At 60.9% G+C, this 19805-nt stretch carries 14 protein-coding genes; 10 read left to right on the top strand and 4 right to left on the bottom strand.

Features of this window, described 5'->3' with window-relative positions; translation table 11 throughout:
- Positions 1-17: 17 nt before the first annotated feature.
- The 4 genes from pglZ to DXB53_RS06185 all read left to right on the top strand — a co-directional run bounded on the left by pglZ (position 18) and on the right by DXB53_RS06185 (position 6762).
- Positions 18-2726, top strand: coding sequence for a BREX-1 system phosphatase PglZ type A (gene pglZ, locus DXB53_RS06200; RefSeq protein WP_117583759.1), 2709 nt, complete (start codon positions 18-20; stop codon positions 2724-2726).
- 11 nt (positions 2727-2737) lie between these two features.
- A complete protein-coding gene (gene brxL, locus DXB53_RS06195) occupies positions 2738-5101 on the top strand; it encodes a protease Lon-related BREX system protein BrxL (RefSeq protein WP_199409693.1) in 2364 nt (787 codons plus the stop codon).
- Positions 5102-5178: 77 nt separating this feature from the next.
- On the top strand, positions 5179-6543 hold the full coding sequence (locus DXB53_RS06190) for a hypothetical protein (protein WP_117583758.1): 1365 nt from the start codon (positions 5179-5181) through the stop codon (positions 6541-6543).
- A 27-nt stretch (positions 6544-6570) separates the two neighbouring features.
- Positions 6571-6762: a hypothetical protein gene (locus DXB53_RS06185; RefSeq protein ID WP_117583757.1), complete on the top strand. Its 192-nt coding sequence runs from the start codon at positions 6571-6573 to the stop codon at positions 6760-6762.
- Between the two features lie 326 nt (positions 6763-7088).
- Here the strand turns inward: DXB53_RS06185 and DXB53_RS06180 are convergent, their stop codons facing one another.
- Positions 7089-8690: a potassium/proton antiporter gene (locus tag DXB53_RS06180; RefSeq protein ID WP_117563970.1), complete on the bottom strand. Its 1602-nt coding sequence runs from the start codon at positions 8688-8690 to the stop codon at positions 7089-7091.
- A gap of 253 nt (positions 8691-8943) precedes the next feature.
- Here DXB53_RS06180 and DXB53_RS06175 point away from each other — a divergent pair, with 253 nt between their 5' ends.
- Positions 8944-9783 carry a metallophosphoesterase family protein gene (locus DXB53_RS06175; protein WP_055252016.1) on the top strand — a complete coding sequence of 280 codons (840 nt, stop codon included), beginning with the start codon at positions 8944-8946 and terminating at the stop codon, positions 9781-9783.
- A gap of 317 nt (positions 9784-10100) precedes the next feature.
- On the opposite strand, the gene DXB53_RS06170 is transcribed toward DXB53_RS06175, so the two are convergent.
- Entirely contained in the window at positions 10101-11675 is a 1575-nt protein-coding gene (locus DXB53_RS06170) for a lipopolysaccharide biosynthesis protein (RefSeq protein ID WP_229071747.1), read from the bottom strand.
- Positions 11676-12027: 352 nt separating this feature from the next.
- Here DXB53_RS06170 and pckA point away from each other — a divergent pair, with 352 nt between their 5' ends.
- The 5 genes from pckA (at position 12028) to DXB53_RS06145 (ending at position 16642) form a co-directional block, all read left to right on the top strand.
- Positions 12028-13698 carry a phosphoenolpyruvate carboxykinase (ATP) gene (gene pckA / locus DXB53_RS06165; RefSeq protein WP_192934527.1) on the top strand — a complete coding sequence of 557 codons (1671 nt, stop codon included), beginning with the start codon at positions 12028-12030 and terminating at the stop codon, positions 13696-13698.
- Between the two features lie 227 nt (positions 13699-13925).
- Positions 13926-14645 (top strand): B3/4 domain-containing protein, encoded by a 720-nt coding sequence (locus tag DXB53_RS06160; protein WP_117583756.1) that lies wholly within the window; start codon positions 13926-13928, stop codon positions 14643-14645.
- 173 nt (positions 14646-14818) lie between these two features.
- Positions 14819-15268 carry a MarR family winged helix-turn-helix transcriptional regulator gene (locus tag DXB53_RS06155; protein WP_022093866.1) on the top strand — a complete coding sequence of 150 codons (450 nt, stop codon included), beginning with the start codon at positions 14819-14821 and terminating at the stop codon, positions 15266-15268.
- Positions 15269-15387: 119 nt separating this feature from the next.
- Positions 15388-16242 (top strand): DegV family protein, encoded by an 855-nt coding sequence (locus DXB53_RS06150; RefSeq protein ID WP_117583755.1) that lies wholly within the window; start codon positions 15388-15390, stop codon positions 16240-16242.
- Between the two features lie 79 nt (positions 16243-16321).
- Positions 16322-16642 (top strand): MGMT family protein, encoded by a 321-nt coding sequence (locus DXB53_RS06145; protein ID WP_117583754.1) that lies wholly within the window; start codon positions 16322-16324, stop codon positions 16640-16642.
- A 331-nt stretch (positions 16643-16973) separates the two neighbouring features.
- Here DXB53_RS06145 and trpS read toward each other — a convergent pair whose 3' ends face one another.
- Positions 16974-18023, bottom strand: a complete 1050-nt coding sequence (trpS, locus tag DXB53_RS06140; RefSeq protein WP_089572045.1) for a tryptophan--tRNA ligase — start codon at positions 18021-18023, stop codon at positions 16974-16976.
- A 159-nt stretch (positions 18024-18182) separates the two neighbouring features.
- The gene (locus DXB53_RS06135) at positions 18183-19382 is read right to left on the bottom strand and encodes an MraY family glycosyltransferase (protein ID WP_117583753.1); all 1200 of its coding nucleotides are present in this window, start codon (positions 19380-19382) and stop codon (positions 18183-18185) included.
- Between the last annotated feature and the right edge of the window lie 423 nt (positions 19383-19805).

Genomic DNA, 19805 nt, shown 5'->3' with positions numbered 1-19805 from the left:
ATACGGTAAGGATATTCATGCCCAAGATCGATGTAGAAGAACAGCTTAAGCTGCGGTTTTTGCAGCCGTTGTCCGCATGCGCGCCGCGCCGTGTGGTGGTTTGGCACGATGCGGACGGCGAGTTTGCTCCTGAGTTTGAGCGATTGGCTGCCGAGGGTTTCGACGGCGTGGGGGCCGATGCCGGCGTAATGCCTGCTCACGGTGACTTTGAGCGTCCGGTGCGGTTTGTTGAGGCCTGCGAGGGCCGCATGTTTGCCGTCAAGAAGCTCATCAACCGCGATGACCTTGCGAACGATATCTTGCTGTATCGCCGTTGCCCGCGCGGCAGGCTTGAGGGCGATTGGCTTGCCGATGTTGAGCTGTATGCCGATCAGTTCCAGGCTGACTATCTTTCGCTTTTAGCTGATCAGCTGGGCATCGAGAATATCGACGCCGTGCGCGAGAGCCTGCGCGAGCACAAGACCTTCTTTGATGCCAAGACCCGCTGTGCTAAGTTTGCCGCGTGCGTTCCGCACGTCGCGGGCGCATCCGATATCGAGCTTGGAATCCTTACGGTGATCTTTGGCGGCAAGGAGCCGGGCGACGCGCGGCCCGCGTTTGTGCTGCGCGGCTGCATGGCCACACTGCTGCACGAGGGCCCCGAGGCGCTGGCTGCGCTGGTGGATAAGTACAGCTTGCGCGACGTCCTCTCTGCCTTTATGCTGCGCTGCTATGGGTTTGATGGGCCGCTGTACGAGCGCGACTCACTGCTTATGCTTGCATCCCATGTGCTCCTTACGGCGGCATCCACCGCGCTTCCCGAGGGGGCGCTCAAGGGACTCGAAAGCTATGTGGCTCCCGCCTACGGCCCCTATTGTCTTGAGGCGGTGCGTACGTGGGACCAGGCCGCCGATGTCCAGGCATCGAGCGAGGACCTATTTGAGATCTGCCGTTTGGTAGAGGATGCCCGTGGACTCTTTGCGCGGTTCGAGACCCTGCCAATCGATGCGTTGGTCTCGCTTGACGTGTTCCCGTGCGTCAACGAGGCTGTGCTCTCACAGTTGTTCAGCTCGTTTGCCCAGGGTGCGGACCGTGTTGAGAGTGCGCGCACATTTGCTGCGCGCCGTTGCGACCTAAGCTGGTACCGTCGTGTTGAGAGCTACTTTGACTTGCTTGCCGCTGTGGCCGATATGTGCGCGTTTAGGCAGGCACACGCGGGCGGGTTCCATCTGGCGCAACCCCAGCAGGTGTGGGATGCCTATACGTCCGATTGGTATTCCATGGATGCTGCCTATCGCCATATGTGCACCGCGTATTTGCGGGCGCGCTCTGTCGAGTGCGATGTGCTCGAGGAGCCTGCCCGAGCCGTGGTGGACTGGGCGGAGAATCTCTACAGCAACTGGTTTTTGGCCGATGCCAATGCCTGCTGGACATCCGCTGCGCAAGGGGAGTGGGCCGATTGCGGCTACATCGATGGCCCTGCACGGCAGGATGAATTCTACTGGCATGTGCTGCCCACCTTTGTGGGGTCTGCCAAAACGACGGTCGTTATCGTAAGCGACGCGCTGCGCTATGAGGTGGCCCGTGATGTCGCGGCGCTTCTCGAGCGCGAGCGCGGCGGCAACGTCAGGGTTTCTAGCATGCAGGCGGTCTTTCCCTCCATCACCGAGGTGGGCATGCCCGCGCTGCTGCCGCACCAAGCGCTTGAACTTGCAGCGGATGGCTCGCTTGTGTTGGCTGACGGCATGCCCACTGCGACGACTCCGCAGCGCGAGGCCGTACTTACCCACGTTGAGCCCACGGCCCGCGCTTTGCGCTCGAGCGCATACCTCAACATGGCGGGAACCGAGCGCAAGGCACTGCTCAAGGACTCCAAGCTCGTTTTTCTCTACCACAACAAGATCGATGCTACGGGCGAGAAGGCCGCTACGCAGGATGACGTCTTCGATGCCTGTGCGGACACCGTGGAGGAACTTGCTGCGTTGGCGCGTCGCGTGTGCACCGACGCCCCGGGCGCGCGTGTTGTTATAACGGCGGACCACGGCTTTATCTACACGCGTCGGGAGCTCAGCGAGTGCCAGATGCTCGGCAAGCCAGACCTTCCCTTCCTTGACGCTCCTGTCATGCACGGCAAGCGTCATCTGGTGGTGCCCAACGAGGCCGTGGCCAAGCTTTCAGAAGAGGCATGCGGGGTGTTTGTTAATGTTGGCATGGGACGTTTGGGTGCCGGTTTTGAGGGATTTGCCCCGCGCGAGAACGTGCACTTCAAGCGTCCCGGCGGCACTAACAACTACGTCCACGGCGGCATGAGCCTGCAGGAGCTCTGCGTGCCCGTTATCGGTTTTTGGCGTGCGCGCTCGGGTTCCAAGGACTTTGTCGACACGCGCGCGGCGACGCTGCGCGTGCTAAGCGAGGGACGCCGAGTGACCAACTCGCTCTTCTCGGTCAACTTGATCCAGGAAGAACCTGCCCAAGGTAAGGTCTTGCCGTGCGAGTACGAGCTGGTGTTTACCGATGCAAGTGGCAACGAGGTGAGCGATACGGTCAAGGCGCATGCCAACAAGACTTCTGTTAACTCGCAGGAGCGCGTGGTGCATGCCAAGTTTGCGTTGCATGCAGCGGATGGATTCTCGGCCAAGGGTCCGTACTATCTGGTCTGCCGCGAGCGCGAGACGGGCAAGATCGTTTGGCGCGAGACGTACACCATTGCTGTTTCGTTTGCCCCTGTTGCTGACTTTGGTTTTTAGGAGTGTGCCCTATGTTTGATAGCCATGACGACGATCTGTGGGAAGTTCCCTCGATTGATGTGAGTGCGCCGGTGGAGGCCGCGGTGCCTGCGGTGGAGGCTGTGCCTGCCCCGGAGGCCGTGGCCGCCGCGCCTGTTCCGGAGCCGGTGGCGGCCGCTGCGCCCGATGAGGTTGCGGCACCCGCCGAGGACGAGTCCTCGACCGATGGCTATGCCCAGGCCGTGGCCGACGCTCCCGAGGACGACGGCTATGACATGGATGTACTGGACGGCAAGCTGCTCGAGCACTTTGGCGGCAAGATCGTGCGCAAGGACCTCACGGCCCTTATGAAGCGTGGCGCCAACGTGCCTACCTTTGTGCTGGAGTACCTGCTGGGCATGTACTGCTCAACCGATGACGAGGATGCCGTGGCAGAGGGCCTGGAGCGCATCCGCAAGATCCTCACCGATAACTACGTGCGTCCCGACGAGTCCGAGCGCATCAAGTCCAAGATTCGCGAGCTGGGTCGCTTTACCATTATCGATAAGGTGACGGCCAAGCTCGACGAATACAAAGACATCTACGTGGCGTCGTTTGCCAATCTGACCATTGAGCCGTTTGTGATGCCGGCCGAGTACGTGCGCGACTACTCCAAGATTCTGCAGGGCGGCATTTGGTGCATCATGAGCATCGAGTATCGTCATCCCATGGAAGAGGAAGACGAGTTTGGCATGGAGGTCTTTGGCGACGATGCGCCGCGCCGTTCCAAGGCCAAGCGCAAAAAGCGCGGACCCGAGGACTCTCCGTTTAGCGTGGCGTCGCTCACGCCCATCCAGATGCCCAACCTGGACCTGGAGGCCATGATCGACGAGCGCCAGTATTTCTCGCGCGACGAGTGGCTCAACATGCTGCTGCGCTCTGCCGGCTATGAGCCCAGCGAGCTTTCGGAGAAGGAGCGCCTGCACTTTATCGAGCGCATGGTGCCGCTGATCGAGCGCAACTATAACCTGTGCGAGCTTGGTCCCCGCGGTACCGGCAAGAGCCATATCTACAAAGAGGTCTCGCCCTACGCCATCTTGCTTTCGGGCGGGCAGACCACCACGGCCAACCTGTTCGGCCGCATGAACTCCATGCGCGCCGATCGCGTGGGCTTGGTGGGTCACTGGGATTGCGTGACGTTCGACGAGGTCGCCGGCATGCGCTTTAAGGACACCAACGCCGTGCAGATCATGAAGGACTACATGGCCAGCGGCAGCTACGCGCGTGGCCGCGACCAGATTAACGCCGATGCCTCCATGGTCTTTGAGGGCAACATCAACGGCACCGTGCAAAACGTTCTTAAGACCACGCACCTGTTTGATCCGTTCCCGCCGGAGTTTAACAACGATTCGGCCTTCTTCGACCGTATCCACTATTACCTGCCGGGCTGGGAGATTCCCAAGATGCGCTCGAGCCTGCTGACCGGGCATTACGGCTTAATCACCGACTGCCTGTCGGAGTTTTGCAAGGAGATGCGCCGCAAGGACTTTACGCATCATATCGACCGCTACTTCCGCTTTAACAGCGACTTTAACAAGCGTGACGAGATCGCCGTGCGCAAGTCCTTTAGCGGCCTGGCCAAGCTGCTGTTCCCCGACGAGGCTATGGACAAGGACGACGTTCGTTGGCTGCTGGACTACGCCATCGAGGGCCGTCGCCGCGTAAAGGAGCAGCTCAAGATTATGGCGGGCGTCGAGTTTATCGACGTCAACCTGGGCTATATGGATGCCGACAATCCGCAGGACGTGCACGTGGTGCGCGTGCCCGAGCAGTCCGAGGATACGCTGATTCCCGACGGGCCGCTGCTGTCCGGTCACGTGTTTGGCGTGGGCAGGTCGCAGGGCGGCGAGGTTGCCGTGTACAAGTTGGAGAACAAGGCCGTTGCCGGCGAGTGCAAGTTTAAGCACGAGGGCGTGGCCTTTAACAAGCCGGTGCGCGATACGCTGGAGGCCGCGTGCGACAACTTTGTGAACCTGGCGAACCGCGTGGCGCCGGGCATGCACATCGGCTCCAAGGATTATTTGCTGTTCTACAACGACCTGCAGAGCAAGGGCCTGTCCGAAGAAGTTTCGCTCGCCGAGTTTGTGGGCCTGTGCTCTGCGGCGTGCAACCGTCCGGTGATGCCCGCGCTGGCGATTCCGGGAATCTTACGTATGTCGGGCTCCATGGACGAGATTCGTGGGCTCGAGGACATTATGCGCGTGGCCAAAAACGCCGGCGCCAAGCGTGTGATTTTGCCGCTGAGTGCCATCGCGGGTCTGCAGAGCGTTTCGTCCGAGATTATCTCGGGGCTGAGCCCGGTGTTCTACATGGATGGCGACCCGGTCGATGCCGCGAAAAAGGCGCTGGATCTGTAGGGGTGCGAGCGTGCGGGGCGTCCGGTGCTCGGGCGTTCCGCGAACAGTTGGTGCGTAGTGCGTGAGGAGGCCTTTCCATGGCGGACGAGCGTTCTGTTGGTGAGCTGCTCGACGAGCTGTTTGGCTTTGAATCGGTGGCCAAGCGCCAGGCGTCGCTTGAGCAGTACGATCGCGGAGAGTTGGTGCGCAAGGCGCGCTCCCGCGAGCTGCTGGGCGTACTTAGGGGCGTCGAGGCTGCCGAGCACGCTGCGCGCGACTCTGCCGTGCGGGCTGTTGACGGGTATGTTCGCCGTGTTGAGGGCGCTGCGCTTGCACGCGCTCGCAAGCAGGCGGGCGTTGCGGGTCCGCTGCAGATGGAGCGCCGCTATGCTGCCTTTTTGCGCATGGAGGACAAGGCTGAGTTGCTGGCGCGCCTGGAGCAGACGCTCTCGTTTATCGAGGTAAAGTTACGGGCCAATACGGCGGCCAGGGTTCGTGCAGCGTACGATGCTGCGGGAGCTATGGTGCTGCAGTCCGTGGCGCGCCTGAATGACGTGCGCGTTGTGGATGCCGTTCCTTTGGATGCCGACCTGCTGTGTACGCAGCTGGAGCAGTTGCGTTGTGCCGCCGATGCGACGGACCTTGCGGGCATGATCGCAGCGACGTTTGAGTCCGAGCTGAGCGCGACTGGCCCGCAGAGCGCTGACGGGTTTGTGGGCGACGTGGCCGGTGATGTTGCTGGTGATGTGGCGTTGGAGCGTGAACTTACCAACGTGCGCGGCGCTGCGCAGCGAGCGCGCTTGGCGGCACAGGCATATCGGGCGGAGCGCGCCGCCCGCATTGCGAGGAGCACGGTGGAGCCGGTATCGTTGCCCGAGTCTGCGTGCGTTGCGTGCGAGACGGCGTGCGATACCGGGGAGCTTTCCGAGTTGCTCGCTCAGGTTAAGAAGTCGTTTGTGACCTACCGCCGTGTTGTTGCCGACGGCGGGTTGTTCTGTGCGTTTGGCACGGGCTCCCCGCACGGCATTTGTTGTGGCACGAGCTATTTGGACTACGATTCTCGGCTTGATGAGGACGTGCTGGTGGGCGAGTACGATGGTGCAACCAGGCATACTGTTCGGCGCGAGGTTGCGATTCCCGAGCTGGTAGATGAGGCTTCGACTGAGGGCGGCGACTCGCTCGAGGTTGCCGTGGCGCGCATGCGCGAGTTTAACGGACGTTGCTACGATGGCGTGTTTGACGAGGATCCCGCGCGCCATGTGAATGCGTTTTGGTATGGACTCAAAAAGCTCAGCCAGTATTGCGAGGCCGCCGTGCGCGTAGATGAGCGTGCTTGGGATTGCTTTATCGATAAGGTGCAGTTCGCCTACGATGAACCCGTGGGGCGCCTGGCCACGCAGATGGACGACAAGCAGGTTGCGGCTTTTGTTGCTGCCGTGGACGCGCTCGGTGCTAGTGAGTAGGGTCCTGGTCTGGTAGGAGGTTTCATCTTGAAGATCGACGTTGATGTAGATCAGCTGCGCGAGAGTCAGCTCGATCGTGCGGGGAGTGCGGCAGGCGTTGGCTTTCCCGCTGCCATGCTCGACGTGATGGATATCGAGGACGAGTCGCCCCAAGAGCTCCTAGCCCGAGCCGAACGCGAGGGTCTCGACCTCCGCGACTTTGCCGTCGACGATGACTAGGGTAGCTAATTTGAGACGGGGCGTCTGCACCCGCGGCTGCGCGAAGATGAACGATAAACCGTCGCAATGGAGTCTAATGAGCTCGCGACCGTTCTATTTTGACTGCCTGCTGGCTAAGTGAGTAGGCTTTATTGGAAATCCTGAGCACACGACAAATTTGCTTTAACAAACTCGCAGGTCACAGACTTGTGCTTTGGTGACGTGGTCGGCGATTCGGTAAAAGTCTACTCACTTAGTTTTGAGAGACGCTAATTGTCCGCAACGAGATCCTAGCCGGGGCGATTTATGCTCAAATATGGTCAATTCGGGACGGCTACCCCTAGCCACTACGACGCCAGCGTGGCGATGACGGCTTCGTCGCCGGCGTATATTAGGGTGTTGCCATCGGGGATGATGGTTTGGCCGTCGCGCTTGAGCATCACCACGATAAACGGGTGCTTGCCCTGCGGCACGTCGCGCAGGCGCTGACCGGCCAGGCGACCGTGGGGCGTCACGGTGACCTCGCGCAGCGTAACCTCGGCACGCTCTTCGAACGTTGGGGCTGCCATCACCAGAAGGTCGCCTTCCTCGATGACGGTATCGCCGTTGGGCAGTACCGGGTGTGCCCCGTCGCGCAGCACCAAGACCACGAGCATGTCCGTCGCGCTGCCAATATCGGCGAGCGAGCGCCCGGCAAACGGATGGCCAGCGCCCACCTTGAGCTTTACAAACGACATGCCGTCCTCGTCGTGGTAGTCGTTAAAGGTGCGGCGCACGTCGCCGGCCGCATCGATCATATCGAGTTTCTTCGCCACCGCCGGCAGTAGCGAACCCTGCACCACAATGCTCGATACGGCAATCACAAACACCAGGTCAAATAGGTCGTGTCCGCCGGGAACGCCGGCCACCACAGCAAAGAGGCTAAAGACGACCGAAGCCGCGCCGCGCAAGCCCGCCCAGCTTACGAGCGCAACCTGGCGAGGGCTCGTCTTAAAGGGCGCCAGCAGCAGACCGACGGCGATGGGGCGGCTCGCAAAGAGCATAAACGCCATGAGCGCCAGGCCGGGTAGCAGCATTTGCGGCAGGCGCGCGGGCGTGACGAGCAGGCCGAGCAAGAAGAAGATCGTCATCTCGGCCATCTCGGTAAGGGTGTCAAAGAAGTGCGCCATCTCGACCTTGCCGGTGATGTCGCTCGCGCCCAGCACAATGCCTGCCAGGTATACGGCCAAAAAGCCGTTGCCGCCCAGGTAGCTCGGCAGTGCGTAGGCGACGATCGCCACGGCGAACAAAAAGATAGTCTGCGCGCCCTCGGCCGTTGCGTGTGCGCGCTCAATCAGGCGGCTGGATATCCAGCCGATGGCAAGGCCCAGCCCCACGCCCAGGATGATCTGCTTGGCCAGCAGCACGGGAATGTCGATGTTGCCACCCGCCGCGAGGGTGGCGAGTACCGCGGTGAGCATGTAGGCGACGGGGTCGTTGGAGCCCGATTCGACCTCGAGCAGCGAGTCGGTGCCGCCCTTTAGCGACAGGTTGTGCTCGCGCAGCACGCTAAAGACGCTCGCCGCGTCGGTCGACGCCACGACCGAGCCCAGCAGCAGGCCGCCGATCCAGTCGAAGCCCAGTGCGAAGTGTGCGAACACGCCAGTGATGCCGGCGGTGGCGATAACGCCGAGCGTGCTCAGCAGCACAGCGGGCGCGGCGACGGGTTTGGCACGGTCGATGTTGGTGTTAAAGCCGCCGTAGAACATGATGAACAGCAGCGCCGTGCTGCAGACGGTTTCGGTGAGCGCGTAGTCGCTAAAGTCGATGTGCGCCGGACCGTTGACGCCGAGCAGCATGCCGAGCGCAATAAAGATGAGGAGGGTGGGGAAGGGGAGTTTTTTGCCGACGGGTTTGATGGTCAGGCACAAAATGATGACGAGGCCGATAAAGAGAAGTATCTGGTTCATGGATAGTGTCCGCTCCTGGGTGGTTGGCGTGGCACGGTCAGTTGTCTGCGGTTATTTGTACCCAAAGGTGGTGGGTTTATGGGGGCGGATTACGGGCGTGCGCGATATCGTCATAGACGGCTGCCGTCTTTGCCTCTGCTCGGAAACCCTTTCCAGCTTTATTGCAACGGAGTACAATGGGTAACGTTTAAGTTCAACTTGAAGTTTTAGTTGCGGCGCCGGGCTTAGACCGCAATGCAAGGAGAGGCGTACCATGGCGATCTATGTGACATCTGATGCTCACGGGCACGTGCGTGCGCTTGACGAGGCCCTGTCTAAGATCTCGTTGACGTCCGACGACACGCTGTACGTGCTGGGCGACATGATCGATCGCGGGCCCGATCCGGTCGGCGTTATTAAGCTCGTGCGCTCGCTGCCCAACGCCCACGTGCTCAAGGGCAATCACGAGCAGATCATGCTCGATGCCATCATTGGCCAGGACCCGCTCGATGCCGAGACCTGGGATATCAACGGTGGCTGGACGACGAGCGAGCAGCTCAACGACATGGAATTTGAGGCATACGAGGAGCTCGTGCGATGGATGGCCGCGCTGCCGCTCTACGCGGTGGCCGAGACCGAGGAGCGCCCGTACCTGCTGGTGCATGCCGGCATCCAGACCGAGGCGGCGCGCGCGTTTTTGCTTGAGCATGGTGTCGATTGCGGTGACGGCAGGGGAGCGGTCGATGCCGATAGCGAGCTGCTGCGGCAAATGCTCGCCGTGCAGTCGTCCGATGACCTGCTGTGGATTCGTCACGGCTATTGGGATGCGCCGACGGGACTGCTTTCTGCCGAGGGCGAGGGCCCGGTCGTGGTGAGCGGCCACACGCCCACGGTGTCGCTTGGGCGCTATTGCGAGGTTGGCGGCCTGGCGGGGCTCGATGAGGAGTCGGGCCGCGGGCAGATTGTGCGCCTGGGTGGCGAGGATACCGCCGGCGTGCCCGATCGCATCGACATCGACTGCGCCGCCGCCACCGGCTCCGAGTTCGGTCGCGTGGGCATCCTGCGGCTCGATGATGGGGCGGAGTTCTACGCGAACATCAACCCGGGCGAATAATCGGTGCAAGTGGTAGCTAATTTGGGACGGGGCTTTTTTGACTACTCTTGCCCTTCTGCCCGCTAATTGATTTCTCTGGGACGGGGATTAAATAATCATTTGGCTGCCCGCTGGCTAAGTGAGTAGACTTTTTTGGAAATGCCGAGCACCCAACATATTTGCCTCAATAAAACCGCAGGTCACAGACTTGTGCTCTGTCGGTGTGGTCAGGGATTCGGTAAAAATCTACTCACTTAGTTTTACGTAATGCATATTGTCTTCAACGAGACCCCAGCCGGGGCGATTCCATCGCAAATTCCGGTGACCGGGGCAGCTAATTAGGCGCCGTAGGGGTTGCGGTCGCGCTCGATGCGCTGGCGGATGTGGGCGTACTCGATTATCAGCAGCACCAGGAGTAGGGCCATGATGGCTAGGTAGCTCACCACGGCGCCCATCAGACCCAGCAGCTTAATCAGGATCACCGGCAGCACCACGCTTACGGCGAAGCAGATCAGGTAGATCTTGGTGACATCGCCGGCGTGGCGCAACACCGTGATGATGGCGTAGATAAAGTCGATTGCCGCGGTGACGCCGCCGGCGACAACCATTAGCAGTGCCAGCGTGCGGTAGCGCTCAAAGTTGAGGCCGTACATAAAGCTCATGATGGGGATGCCGGGGCCTGCCATAAATGCGGCGCACGCTCCGGTAATGACCACGATCAGTGCCATAACGGCAACAATAATCAAGTCAAAGCGGCGACGCTTGCGCGGATTCGCCCAAATGCTCGACAGACGTAGGAGCTGCGGTTTATAGATAAATCCAATGCTCAACAAAATAGCCTGCGCTGGAAAGAACAGTGCATTAAAGTACAGCTGGTATTTGTAGGCCAGTGTGCCTTCCATCACGAACTTGGGCATGCTCTCGATGAGGTTGAACAGGAACAGCGCACCAAAGAGCGGGGCGCACTGGATAAACAGGTGACCAGCCTCGCGCAGACTCATACGGCGTGATTTTTCGGTTTCGAGCAGGGCGAGCGGGGCGGTGACCAGCACGAGCGAGGCAATCGCGGCGATGCCCATGGCCATGGCGGCGATGGGCATGCTGCGCGTGAGGAACAGTGCCACGCTAAAGACCGCGATGACGCCGACGGATCGTAGCGTTTGGCTCATGCCGGCCAGGTAGAGTTTGTCGGCCTGCTGCAGGCGTCCCTCGTACACGTCGGCAATGCCGTCGATCACCTTATACAGGTAGACGCCCAGGCCGATTGTGGCCATCTGCGCATCGTAGCCGCGGGCGCTGCTGTATACCAGGCCGCATGCCAGCGCGAGCGCTCCGCAGATCCAGCGGTTGAGCTGGTAAGAGGCAAAGGACGTCTTTTCGTCGATGTCCGAGACCTGGAAATTGCGCACGCCGTAGTTGCACGCGATCATGATGAGCGTGCCGGTGACAAAGGCGATGGAGAATTTGCCAGCCTCCTCGGCGCCCACGAGCTGTGTGGACACGATGGTGAGCAACGGAAACACCATGCCCCACACGGCGGTGCCCAGGGTATTCCAAAGGTAGTCGCGACGGGTGGCGTGATCTTCGTACTCGGCTTCTTGCGTGGAGAAGCCGCCGCCGTAGACGGCTCCGAGCAGGCGGTTCCACCAGGCATTGACCATGCGGTGGATGGGGCCGGGCTGGCGATCGCGCTCGCGGCGACGGCGTGTGGCCTGGCTGCTGTCGGGACCGCCGGCGTTACGCTGGCTTAGCTCTTGGATTCGTGCGAGCTCCTCGGCGGTGTGCGATGCGGGGAACAGGCCGTTCTCGATGCGTCCGCCCTGCCCGTGCGCCCCGTCCGATACGGTGGGGTCGGCGACGCCATTGCGGCGGGCGATGGCGCGGCGAATGCTATCGATGGGCGTGATGCTCAAAGCGGAGTCCTTTCTATTGCTACGCTCTAGTATAGACGCGACGGTGTTCGTTCGTGTTTTTGAACAGGTTGTTCGATAATTTCGGCGGCGCCATTCAGTAGACGGCATTTGGGGACGTTCCTTATGTGCCGGCACTTTGGGAACGTCCCTAAGTGCCGGCATCCGGGGTCGCTCCTTGGTTGTTGCCTGTTCAAGAGTGTCCCTAACGACTAGGCCGCTTGCCTGCGATTTTTGACCGTTGGGCGGGCGCTTCGCCCTTGCCGCAAAAACGTTTTTGCATATCGGGTACAACGGGCTTTACGTGAGTAAAGTGCGCGCCTCGTCCACGTGTCGCGCTTTTAAAGGAGGCCCCATGCCAGGTGTTACCCCTGCAGAAGTTCTGTCCAACTTTGGCATTACGCTGGTCGAAGATCCCGCCGAGAATCAGCCCCGTCTGCTGGTCGATCTACCCGCCGCGGAGCTCGTCGAGCACGCTATCCGCCGCGAAGAAGGCCACATGGCATCCAACGGCGCGCTGGTGATCGAGACGGGGGAGCGCACTGGCCGTTCCCCCAATGACCGCTTTATCGTTGACACGCCCGACGTGCACGACAAGATCGCCTGGGGCGCCGTCAACCGACCGCTTTCGATCGAGAGCTACGAGACCATCAAGGCCGGCATCGTCGACTACCTCAACGAGCGCGACGTGTTCGTCACCCGCGGCATGGCCGGCGCCGACCGCAACCACACGCGCCGACTGCTCGTCGCCTGCGAGCGCGCCAGCCAGGCACTCTTCATTAAACAGATGCTCGCCCGCCCGCTTGCCCGCGAAATCGCGCGCACCGGCGAGCCCGACTTCTGCGTACTCGCAGCGCCCGGTTACCAGTGCGACCCTGCCATCAAGGGCCTCAACTCCAGCGCCGCCGTGGTCATCAACTTCCAGGAACGCGTGATTCTGGTCGCCGGCACCGGCTACTCCGGCGAGATTAAAAAGTCGATCTTTAGCGTCATGAATTACCTGCTGCCCGTCGAGGACGACGTGCTGCCCATGCACTGCTCGGCCAGCATGGATCCTGTCACGCACGAGACCGCCGTGTTCTTTGGCCTGTCCGGCACCGGCAAGACCACGCTTTCGGCCAACCCCACGCGCCTACTGATCGGCGACGACGAGCACGGTTGGTCCGACATGGGCATCTTCAACATCGAGGGTGGCTGCTACGCCAAATGCGAGGGCCTGGACGCGTTCCACGAGCCTGAGATCTTCAACGCCGTCCGCTTTGGCGCGATCTGCGAAAACGTGGTGCTCGACGAGAGCCGCAAGCCCAACTACGATGACGTCTCGGTCACGCACAACACGCGCGTGGCCTACCCTGTGGAGCACATTCCCAACGCGTGGACCAAGGGCATGGGCACCACTCCAAGCGTCGTGCTCTTCCTGACCTGCGATGCCTTTGGCGTGCTGCCGCCCATCTCGCGCCTGACGGCCGACTCCGCCATGTATCACTTTGTGACGGGCTTTACGGCCAAGATCCCCGGCACCGAGGTCGGCGTCACCGAGCCCACGCCCACGTTCTCTTCGCTGTTTGGCGAGCCGTTTATGCCGCTCGACCCCATGGTCTATGCCAAGATGCTCGGTGAGCGCATCGCCGACGGCCGCACGCGTGTGTACCTGGTCAACACCGGCTGGATCGGCGGCGGCTACGGCGTGGGTCATCGCATCGAGCTTGCCTACACGCGCGCCCTGGTGGCCCGCGCCCTCGACGGTACCATCGAGGACAGCGAGTTCGTGCACGACGACATCTTTAACGTCGACATTCCCACCACGTGCCACGGCGTACCCGACGGCATCCTGGTGCCGCGCCAGTATTGGCAGAGCACCGCTCGCTACGACGAGGCCGCGCACAACTTGGCCGTGATGTTCGAGGAGAACTTCGAGAAGAAGTACTCGCACCTGCCCGAATCCGTCAAGGCCGCCGGTCCGCATGCTCAGGTGCACGCCGACGCCCGTCATCGCGGCCACGGCCTGCTGGGACTTCGCCACTAGCGTCGCCTCAGACCCAAAACCACCATAAAGGGGACAGGCACCTTTGTGGTGGTTTTACTCGCGCGGATGACTCGGGTTACAATACGCCTGACATATCGCTCCCTTCTCCGGATGGGGGCAGCGTAAGCGCTCTTGTGGCGGCACCGTAGGACTTTGAAGGTGGCCGTCGTAAGGGCGCTTTTTGTTTAGGCACCCGGGCTCGGGCGCATGCTATGAAGGGAGAGCACATGAAGAGCTTTATTGCCGAGGATTCGTTTTGGGAGCTGTTTCCGCAGGCGGCTGTCGGTGTTGTGGTCGTAAAGGGCATGAAGCCCGCGGCTCAGATTCCTCAAGAGGACGTGGACGCGATTGCGGCGTTGCTCGACCGCGCCAATATCGATGCGGAGCGTCATCTGACCAGCGATACTATCAGCGAGAACGCACCGGTCAAGGCATGGCGCGAGGCTTATCGGCTGTTCAAGACCAAAAAGGGCGCGCGTTGCTCAATTGAGAGCCTGCTCAAGCGCGTGCTCAAGGGCAAACCGGTGGGCCACATTACGCCCGCGGTGGACATCTACAACACGGTGTCGCTGACCTACGCGCTGCCCGTTGGCGGCGAGGACCTGCATGCGATTGAGGGGGATCTTCGCTTGAAGGTGACTGACGGCGGCGATGCGTTCCTGCCACTTGGCGAGGAAACGGATGACCCGACGCTGCCCGGCGAGCTCGCCTACATCGATGATGCGGGCGCCGTATGCCGCTGCTGGAACTGGCGCGATGGCGTTCGCACGGCGCTGTCCGACGATTCGGCCGATGCATTCCTGGCGATTGAGTGCGTGGAGCCCGAGCGGATGGGGGATTGCCAGGCTGCCGTTGATCGTCTCGCCGAGTTGCTCGAGCGCTATCTGGGAGCGACGGTTGTCGTTAAGACGCTTGTGACCCGCGACAATCCCTGCGTGGAACTGTAGCGACGCCTGCGGATCATGTTCGCCGGTCAAAACCACTACAAAGGTGCCTGTCCCCTTTGTGGTGGTTTTTATGTTGATGGGTTAACAAATGGGATATTTGGGTATGGGTGTTGCCTCGTGCGGCTAAGATGTTTACCCGTTAGCATCATGTAAGCGAAAGGCGGTCGTCTCCCATGCAGCAGAACGACGAGACACGTTTTGAGGACTTTGTCGGACTGATCAGCGGGCTCTACAAGGAGATCCAGCGCATTAAGACATCCGAGGGCGCAAGGCTGGGCCTCAAGGGCTCCGACGTTATGTGCCTGTACTATCTTGAGCGCAGCAAGGACGGCCTGACTGGCGCTGACCTGGCTCGCATGGCAGGCGTGACCCGTGCCGCCGTCTCGCGCACGCTCGCGCATCTGGAGGAGGGCGGCTACGTCGAGGTCGACGACTCGGGTGATGCGGCCGTTAAGTATCGTGCCCCGGTGCGCCTGACCGCTCTGGGCGGCGAGAGCATGAGCGAGGCGGACCGCATCATTCGCGAGGTGCTCGACACCACCGGTAAGGCTATGGGTGTGGAGCAGCGCGAGCAGATGTATGCGTCGCTGCGTACGATTCTCAACACCCTGCGTGAGATCTAAGGCCGCCAAGGCATTTGCTTCCCATTAAAAACTGCATCGTCCCGTTTGAGCGCGTATGCCGTGCCGGGACATTGCTGTCAAAATTCCCTGCGCGAGACCTGCGCAAGAAAGGATTCGCTATGTCCGTCCGCATTATTACCGATTCCGCCAGCGATATGTCGCCGGCGGAGCACCCGGCGCTGTCCGTCTTGCCGCTGTCCGTTACCTTTGGCACCGATGTGTATATGGATGGCGTCGATATCGATCACCAGCGCTTTTACGAGATGCTCGTGGAGCGCGACGAGCTGCCCAAGACCGGTCAGGTCAACCCGTACGCCTTTTCGCAGGCGATTGCCGAAGCACGTGAGGCCGGCGACGAGGCGGTGATTATTACCGTGGGTGCCAAACTTTCGGGGACCAATCAGAGCGCCCGTACCGCACTTGCCGAGGCGCCGGGCGGCGACGTGTATGTGGTTGATAGCAATAACGTTACCCTGGGTGAGCGCGTGCTGGTCGAGTATGCCCTGCGCCTAGTGGACGAGGGCCAGGGCGCGGCCCAGATCGCGGCGGCTGTCGAGGCCGTCCGTGACCGCGTGGTGGTTATTGGTCTGCTCGAGACGCTGGAGTACCTGGTGCGCGGCGGTCGCCTGTCTGCTGCTGCCGGTGCCGTGGGTACGCTGCTCAACGTAAAGCCTGTTGTGGCTGCCGAGGACGGTCTGATCGTGCAGCTGGGCAAGGCGCGCGGTTCCAAGAACGGACGTAACCTGCTCAACCAGAAGGTCGAAAAGGCAGGCGGCATCGATTTTTCCATGCCGCTGGCGCTCGGCTATACGGGCCTTTCGGATGCGGTGCTCAAGAAGTATATCGAGGACAGCGCGGCACTGTGGGCTGGCCACACCGAGGGCGAACTGCCCGTTCACACCATCGGTGCCACCATCGGCACCCATGTAGGCCCCGGCGCCGTAGCCGTGGCCTTCTTCCAGCCCGTTAACTAGCCCACCTGCCAAAACCACCACAAAGGGGACAGGCACCTTTGTGGTGGTTTATGCTATTCCGGGTGGAAGGGAGCGAGCAATGGCGTCTGAGGGCTTTTTTGAGCGGGTGTACGAGGTGGTCGAGCAGATTCCCGAGGGGATGGTCGCCACGTATGGTCAGGTGGCGCTGCTTGCTGGACGTCCACGAAGTGCGCGGTACGTGGGGTATGCCCTGCATGGCAATCCGCGCCCCGGCGAGAGTCCCTGTCACCGCGTGGTGTTTGCCGATGGCCGCATATGCGATGGTTTTGCTTTTGGCGGTCCCGATGCTCAACGTGAGCTTTTGCTAGGGGAGGGTGTGGCGTTTAAGGACGACATGCACGTCGACTTGGCCGCCTGTCGCTGGCCTGCAGGGCTCTAGCGGCTCTGCCGTGGCTTAAACCACCACAAAGGTGCCTATCCCCTTTGTGGTGGTTTTGGCAGGTTTACCGAGGTTAACTTATGGAGAAGGTATGGCGGCGCGGTTTGTCGCAGCAAAGTAAACCACGGTGAACTATATTGTTTTCAGCAACGGAGCAGGCAATAGGCGATGAAAAAGCCTGCCCTGTTGAGTTTGATTCGCATTCCTCCCCTCTGTGCGATTCAACGGTGTACTTCGGGAACAGGCCCGCTGGCAACTATCTGCCAGCGGGCCTGTTCCTGTTTCGGTGAGGATTCAGCCTCACCGTCTATGTTGTGCGAAGGCGCTTTGCCTAGTACACCATGCCCATGGCGTCCTGAACCTCGGCCAGGGTCTGCTCGGCAATCTCGTTGGCGCGACGGTTGCCCTCGTGCAGCACGTCCTTCACATAGTCCAGATCGTTCTCATAGCGCTGACGACGCTCGCGGATCGGCGCGAAGTACTCGTTGACGGCCTCGGTCACGTACTTCTTGAGCTGGCCGGAGCCGCCCATGCCAATCTCCTCGGCAATTTCGACCTCGGAACGGCCGGTGCAGATGGCGGCGGTTGAAAGCAGGCCGGACACGCCGGGGCGGTTCTCGGGATCGAACGTGATCATGCGCTCGGAGTCGGTCTGGCTCTTCTTGATGCGCTTGGCCGTCTCCTCGGCGGTCATCGAGATGTTGATGGCGTTACCGTAGCTCTTGCTCATCTTGCGACCGTCCAGGCCCGGCAGCAGCGGGGTCTCGGACAGCAGTGCGTCGACCTCGGGGAACACCTTGCCGTAGCGGTTGTTAAAGCGGCGGGCGATGGTGCGGGTGAGCTCGATGTGCGGCAGCTGGTCGCGACCGACGGGCACCACGTTGCCCTTGCAGAACAGGATGTCGCAGGCCTGGTGCACCGGGTAGGTGAGCAGAAGGCCGGTGAGCTCGTGGCCCGAGGCCTCCATCTCGGCCTTTACCGTGGGGTTGCGCGCCAGCTCGGCCTCTGAGACCAGCGACAGGAACGGCAGCATGAGCTGGTTGGCGGCGGGCACGGCGGAGTGCGCGTAGATCATGGTCTTGTCGGGGTCGATGCCGCAGGCAAGGTAGTCCATGACCATGTTGTACACGTTGTCCTGGATGTGCTCGGTCGTGTCGCGGTCAGTGATGACTTGGTAGTCGGCGATGAGCACGTTGGTCTTGGCGCCCATGTTCTGCAGCTCAACACGGCCCTTGAGGGTGCCGAAGTAGTGACCCAGGTGCAGACGGCCGGTGGGGCGGTCGCCGGTGAGCATGGTGAACTTCTCGGGCGTTTTGGCCAGGCCCTCGCGAATGGCGTTGCTCTTTTGCAGCGCGACTTCGTAGCTGTTCTCGTTTGGCATGATTGCTCCTAACGTATGTTCATGGGTCAAGATGATAACGCGTTTATTGGAGGGGCGGGGCGTAAGTAGGCGAGGGGCTGGCAAGGGGTGGCTTACGCGATTGATGCGATGTAGTTGCACTTGGTCAGCGATGCCTTGGCACATTCTCGGCAGCTTACCCTAGAGCTTGTGGTGGCGCTCTTCCTTACGTTCCTCGGCTGCCTGCTCCTCCTGCTTAAAGGCGGGGTCGTCGGGGGTGACGAGCTCATCCTCGTGCGTGCGCTTGTTGTAATGGTGGCGCAGCACGGGCTCAAACAGATGTAGATGCTTGGCAAAGGCCGCCGAGCCAATGGCGAGCACGGTAAAGATGAGCACGCGCATGGGCACCTCGACCTGGTTGATCGCGGCGGCGCCGGCCGAAAGCATAATGCACCAGGCATAGATGAGCAGCACAGCCTGCTTTTGGTTGTAGCCCTCTTGGATCAGGCGGTGGTGGATGTGGCCCTTGTCGGCCTGCCCGATGCTAATGTGGGCGCGCTTGCGGCGCACGATGGCGCTAAACGTGTCGATGATGGGCACGCCGGCAACGATGAGCGGGATGATAAGCGAGGTGAGCGCGGCGGTGCGGCTCACGTTGAGTAGCGAGATGGAGCCCAGCGCAAAGCCCAGAAGCAGCGACCCCGAGTCGCCCAAGAAGATGCTTGCGGGGTTGAAGTTGTAGCGCAAAAAGGCCAGACAGGCGCCAAAGAGCGCAATGGAGAGCGCGGCGGCGTCGATGCGGCCCGAGAGAACGGCCATCGAAAACATGGTGAACGACGCGATGCCGCAGATGCCCGTGGCTAAGCCGTCGAGGCCGTCGATGAGGTTAATGATGTTGGTGAATGCCACCAGATAGATCACGGTGATGGGGTAGGCGAGCCATCCGAGCATGATTTCGCCGGGGGCAAACGGGTTGACGATGACGCCGATGCGCAGGCCACCCACGCAGGCGATGAGCGCAGCGAGGACCTGTCCGGCCAGCTTTTGCTTGGGCTTGAGCTGGAAGACGTCGTCGATAGCGCCGGTCGCAAAGATGACGGTAAAAGAAAGCGCAAGTATGGGGTAGCTGATGTGCAGACGGGGGTGGGGCACCAAAACGGGCGGCCAACCCAGGTACCAGGTGCCTAGGATTTGCACAATACAGGCAACGACCAGGCCCAAAAACACCGCCGTTCCGCCCAAACGCGGGATGGGCTTGGTGTTGATGCGGCGCTTGGAAGGATAGTCGACGGCGTCGAGCTTAATTGCCAAGCGCTTGACCAGGGGCACCATGAGGAAGGTCGTGATAAAGGCCGCCGCTGCCACGCATAGGTACGGTATGTAGCTCGGGGATGAAGCCATGAATCTAAAAACCGCCAAGCGTCGAAGGAAAAGGTCAAAGGTTGCTAAGCGCAAAGGGCATAGCCGAACCATGATACTCGACCAAGGGGGGTGCATGGAATTGCACGCAGCGATAATCACGCGCTTACCAGATATTGGGATGTTGTCGATGGATTGTCGGGATACCGGCGGGGATCCATATGGGCTGTAATGGTGGTTTTCGGCAAATAAAAACCACCCCCCACGTTACGAAAATGAACCCACCTAAAACAGGTGGGTGCCCTCATCGACTGTTCCAGCGTCCTTAACAACGAAGGATACCTGTACTAGGTACGACTGTGTGGGCTCCCTAAATAAACGCGACGGTTCACCCAGTTGCTCCGCGGGGGGCGGAATACCTACATCATAAAGCGGCACTTTATCGATTCCAGTCTTGACATTACA

The organism is Collinsella sp. OM04-5 (assembly GCF_003439125.1).
GTDB lineage: Bacteria > Actinomycetota > Coriobacteriia > Coriobacteriales > Coriobacteriaceae > Collinsella.
This window is presented reverse-complemented; position numbering and strand designations above follow the sequence as displayed.

Coding starts and splice junctions, on each gene's coding strand:
- pglZ (WP_117583759.1), top strand. CDS start 18: ATGCCCAAGATCGATGTAGAAGAACAGCTTAAGCTGCGGTTTTTGCAG.
- brxL (WP_199409693.1), top strand. CDS start 2,738: ATGTTTGATAGCCATGACGACGATCTGTGGGAAGTTCCCTCGATTGAT.
- DXB53_RS06190 (WP_117583758.1), top strand. CDS start 5,179: ATGGCGGACGAGCGTTCTGTTGGTGAGCTGCTCGACGAGCTGTTTGGC.
- DXB53_RS06180 (WP_117563970.1), bottom strand. CDS start 8,690: ATGAACCAGATACTTCTCTTTATCGGCCTCGTCATCATTTTGTGCCTG.
- DXB53_RS06175 (WP_055252016.1), top strand. CDS start 8,944: ATGGCGATCTATGTGACATCTGATGCTCACGGGCACGTGCGTGCGCTT.
- pckA (WP_192934527.1), top strand. CDS start 12,028: ATGCCAGGTGTTACCCCTGCAGAAGTTCTGTCCAACTTTGGCATTACG.
- DXB53_RS06160 (WP_117583756.1), top strand. CDS start 13,926: ATGAAGAGCTTTATTGCCGAGGATTCGTTTTGGGAGCTGTTTCCGCAG.
- DXB53_RS06155 (WP_022093866.1), top strand. CDS start 14,819: ATGCAGCAGAACGACGAGACACGTTTTGAGGACTTTGTCGGACTGATC.
- DXB53_RS06150 (WP_117583755.1), top strand. CDS start 15,388: ATGTCCGTCCGCATTATTACCGATTCCGCCAGCGATATGTCGCCGGCG.
- DXB53_RS06145 (WP_117583754.1), top strand. CDS start 16,322: ATGGCGTCTGAGGGCTTTTTTGAGCGGGTGTACGAGGTGGTCGAGCAG.
- trpS (WP_089572045.1), bottom strand. CDS start 18,023: ATGCCAAACGAGAACAGCTACGAAGTCGCGCTGCAAAAGAGCAACGCC.
- DXB53_RS06135 (WP_117583753.1), bottom strand. CDS start 19,382: ATGGCTTCATCCCCGAGCTACATACCGTACCTATGCGTGGCAGCGGCG.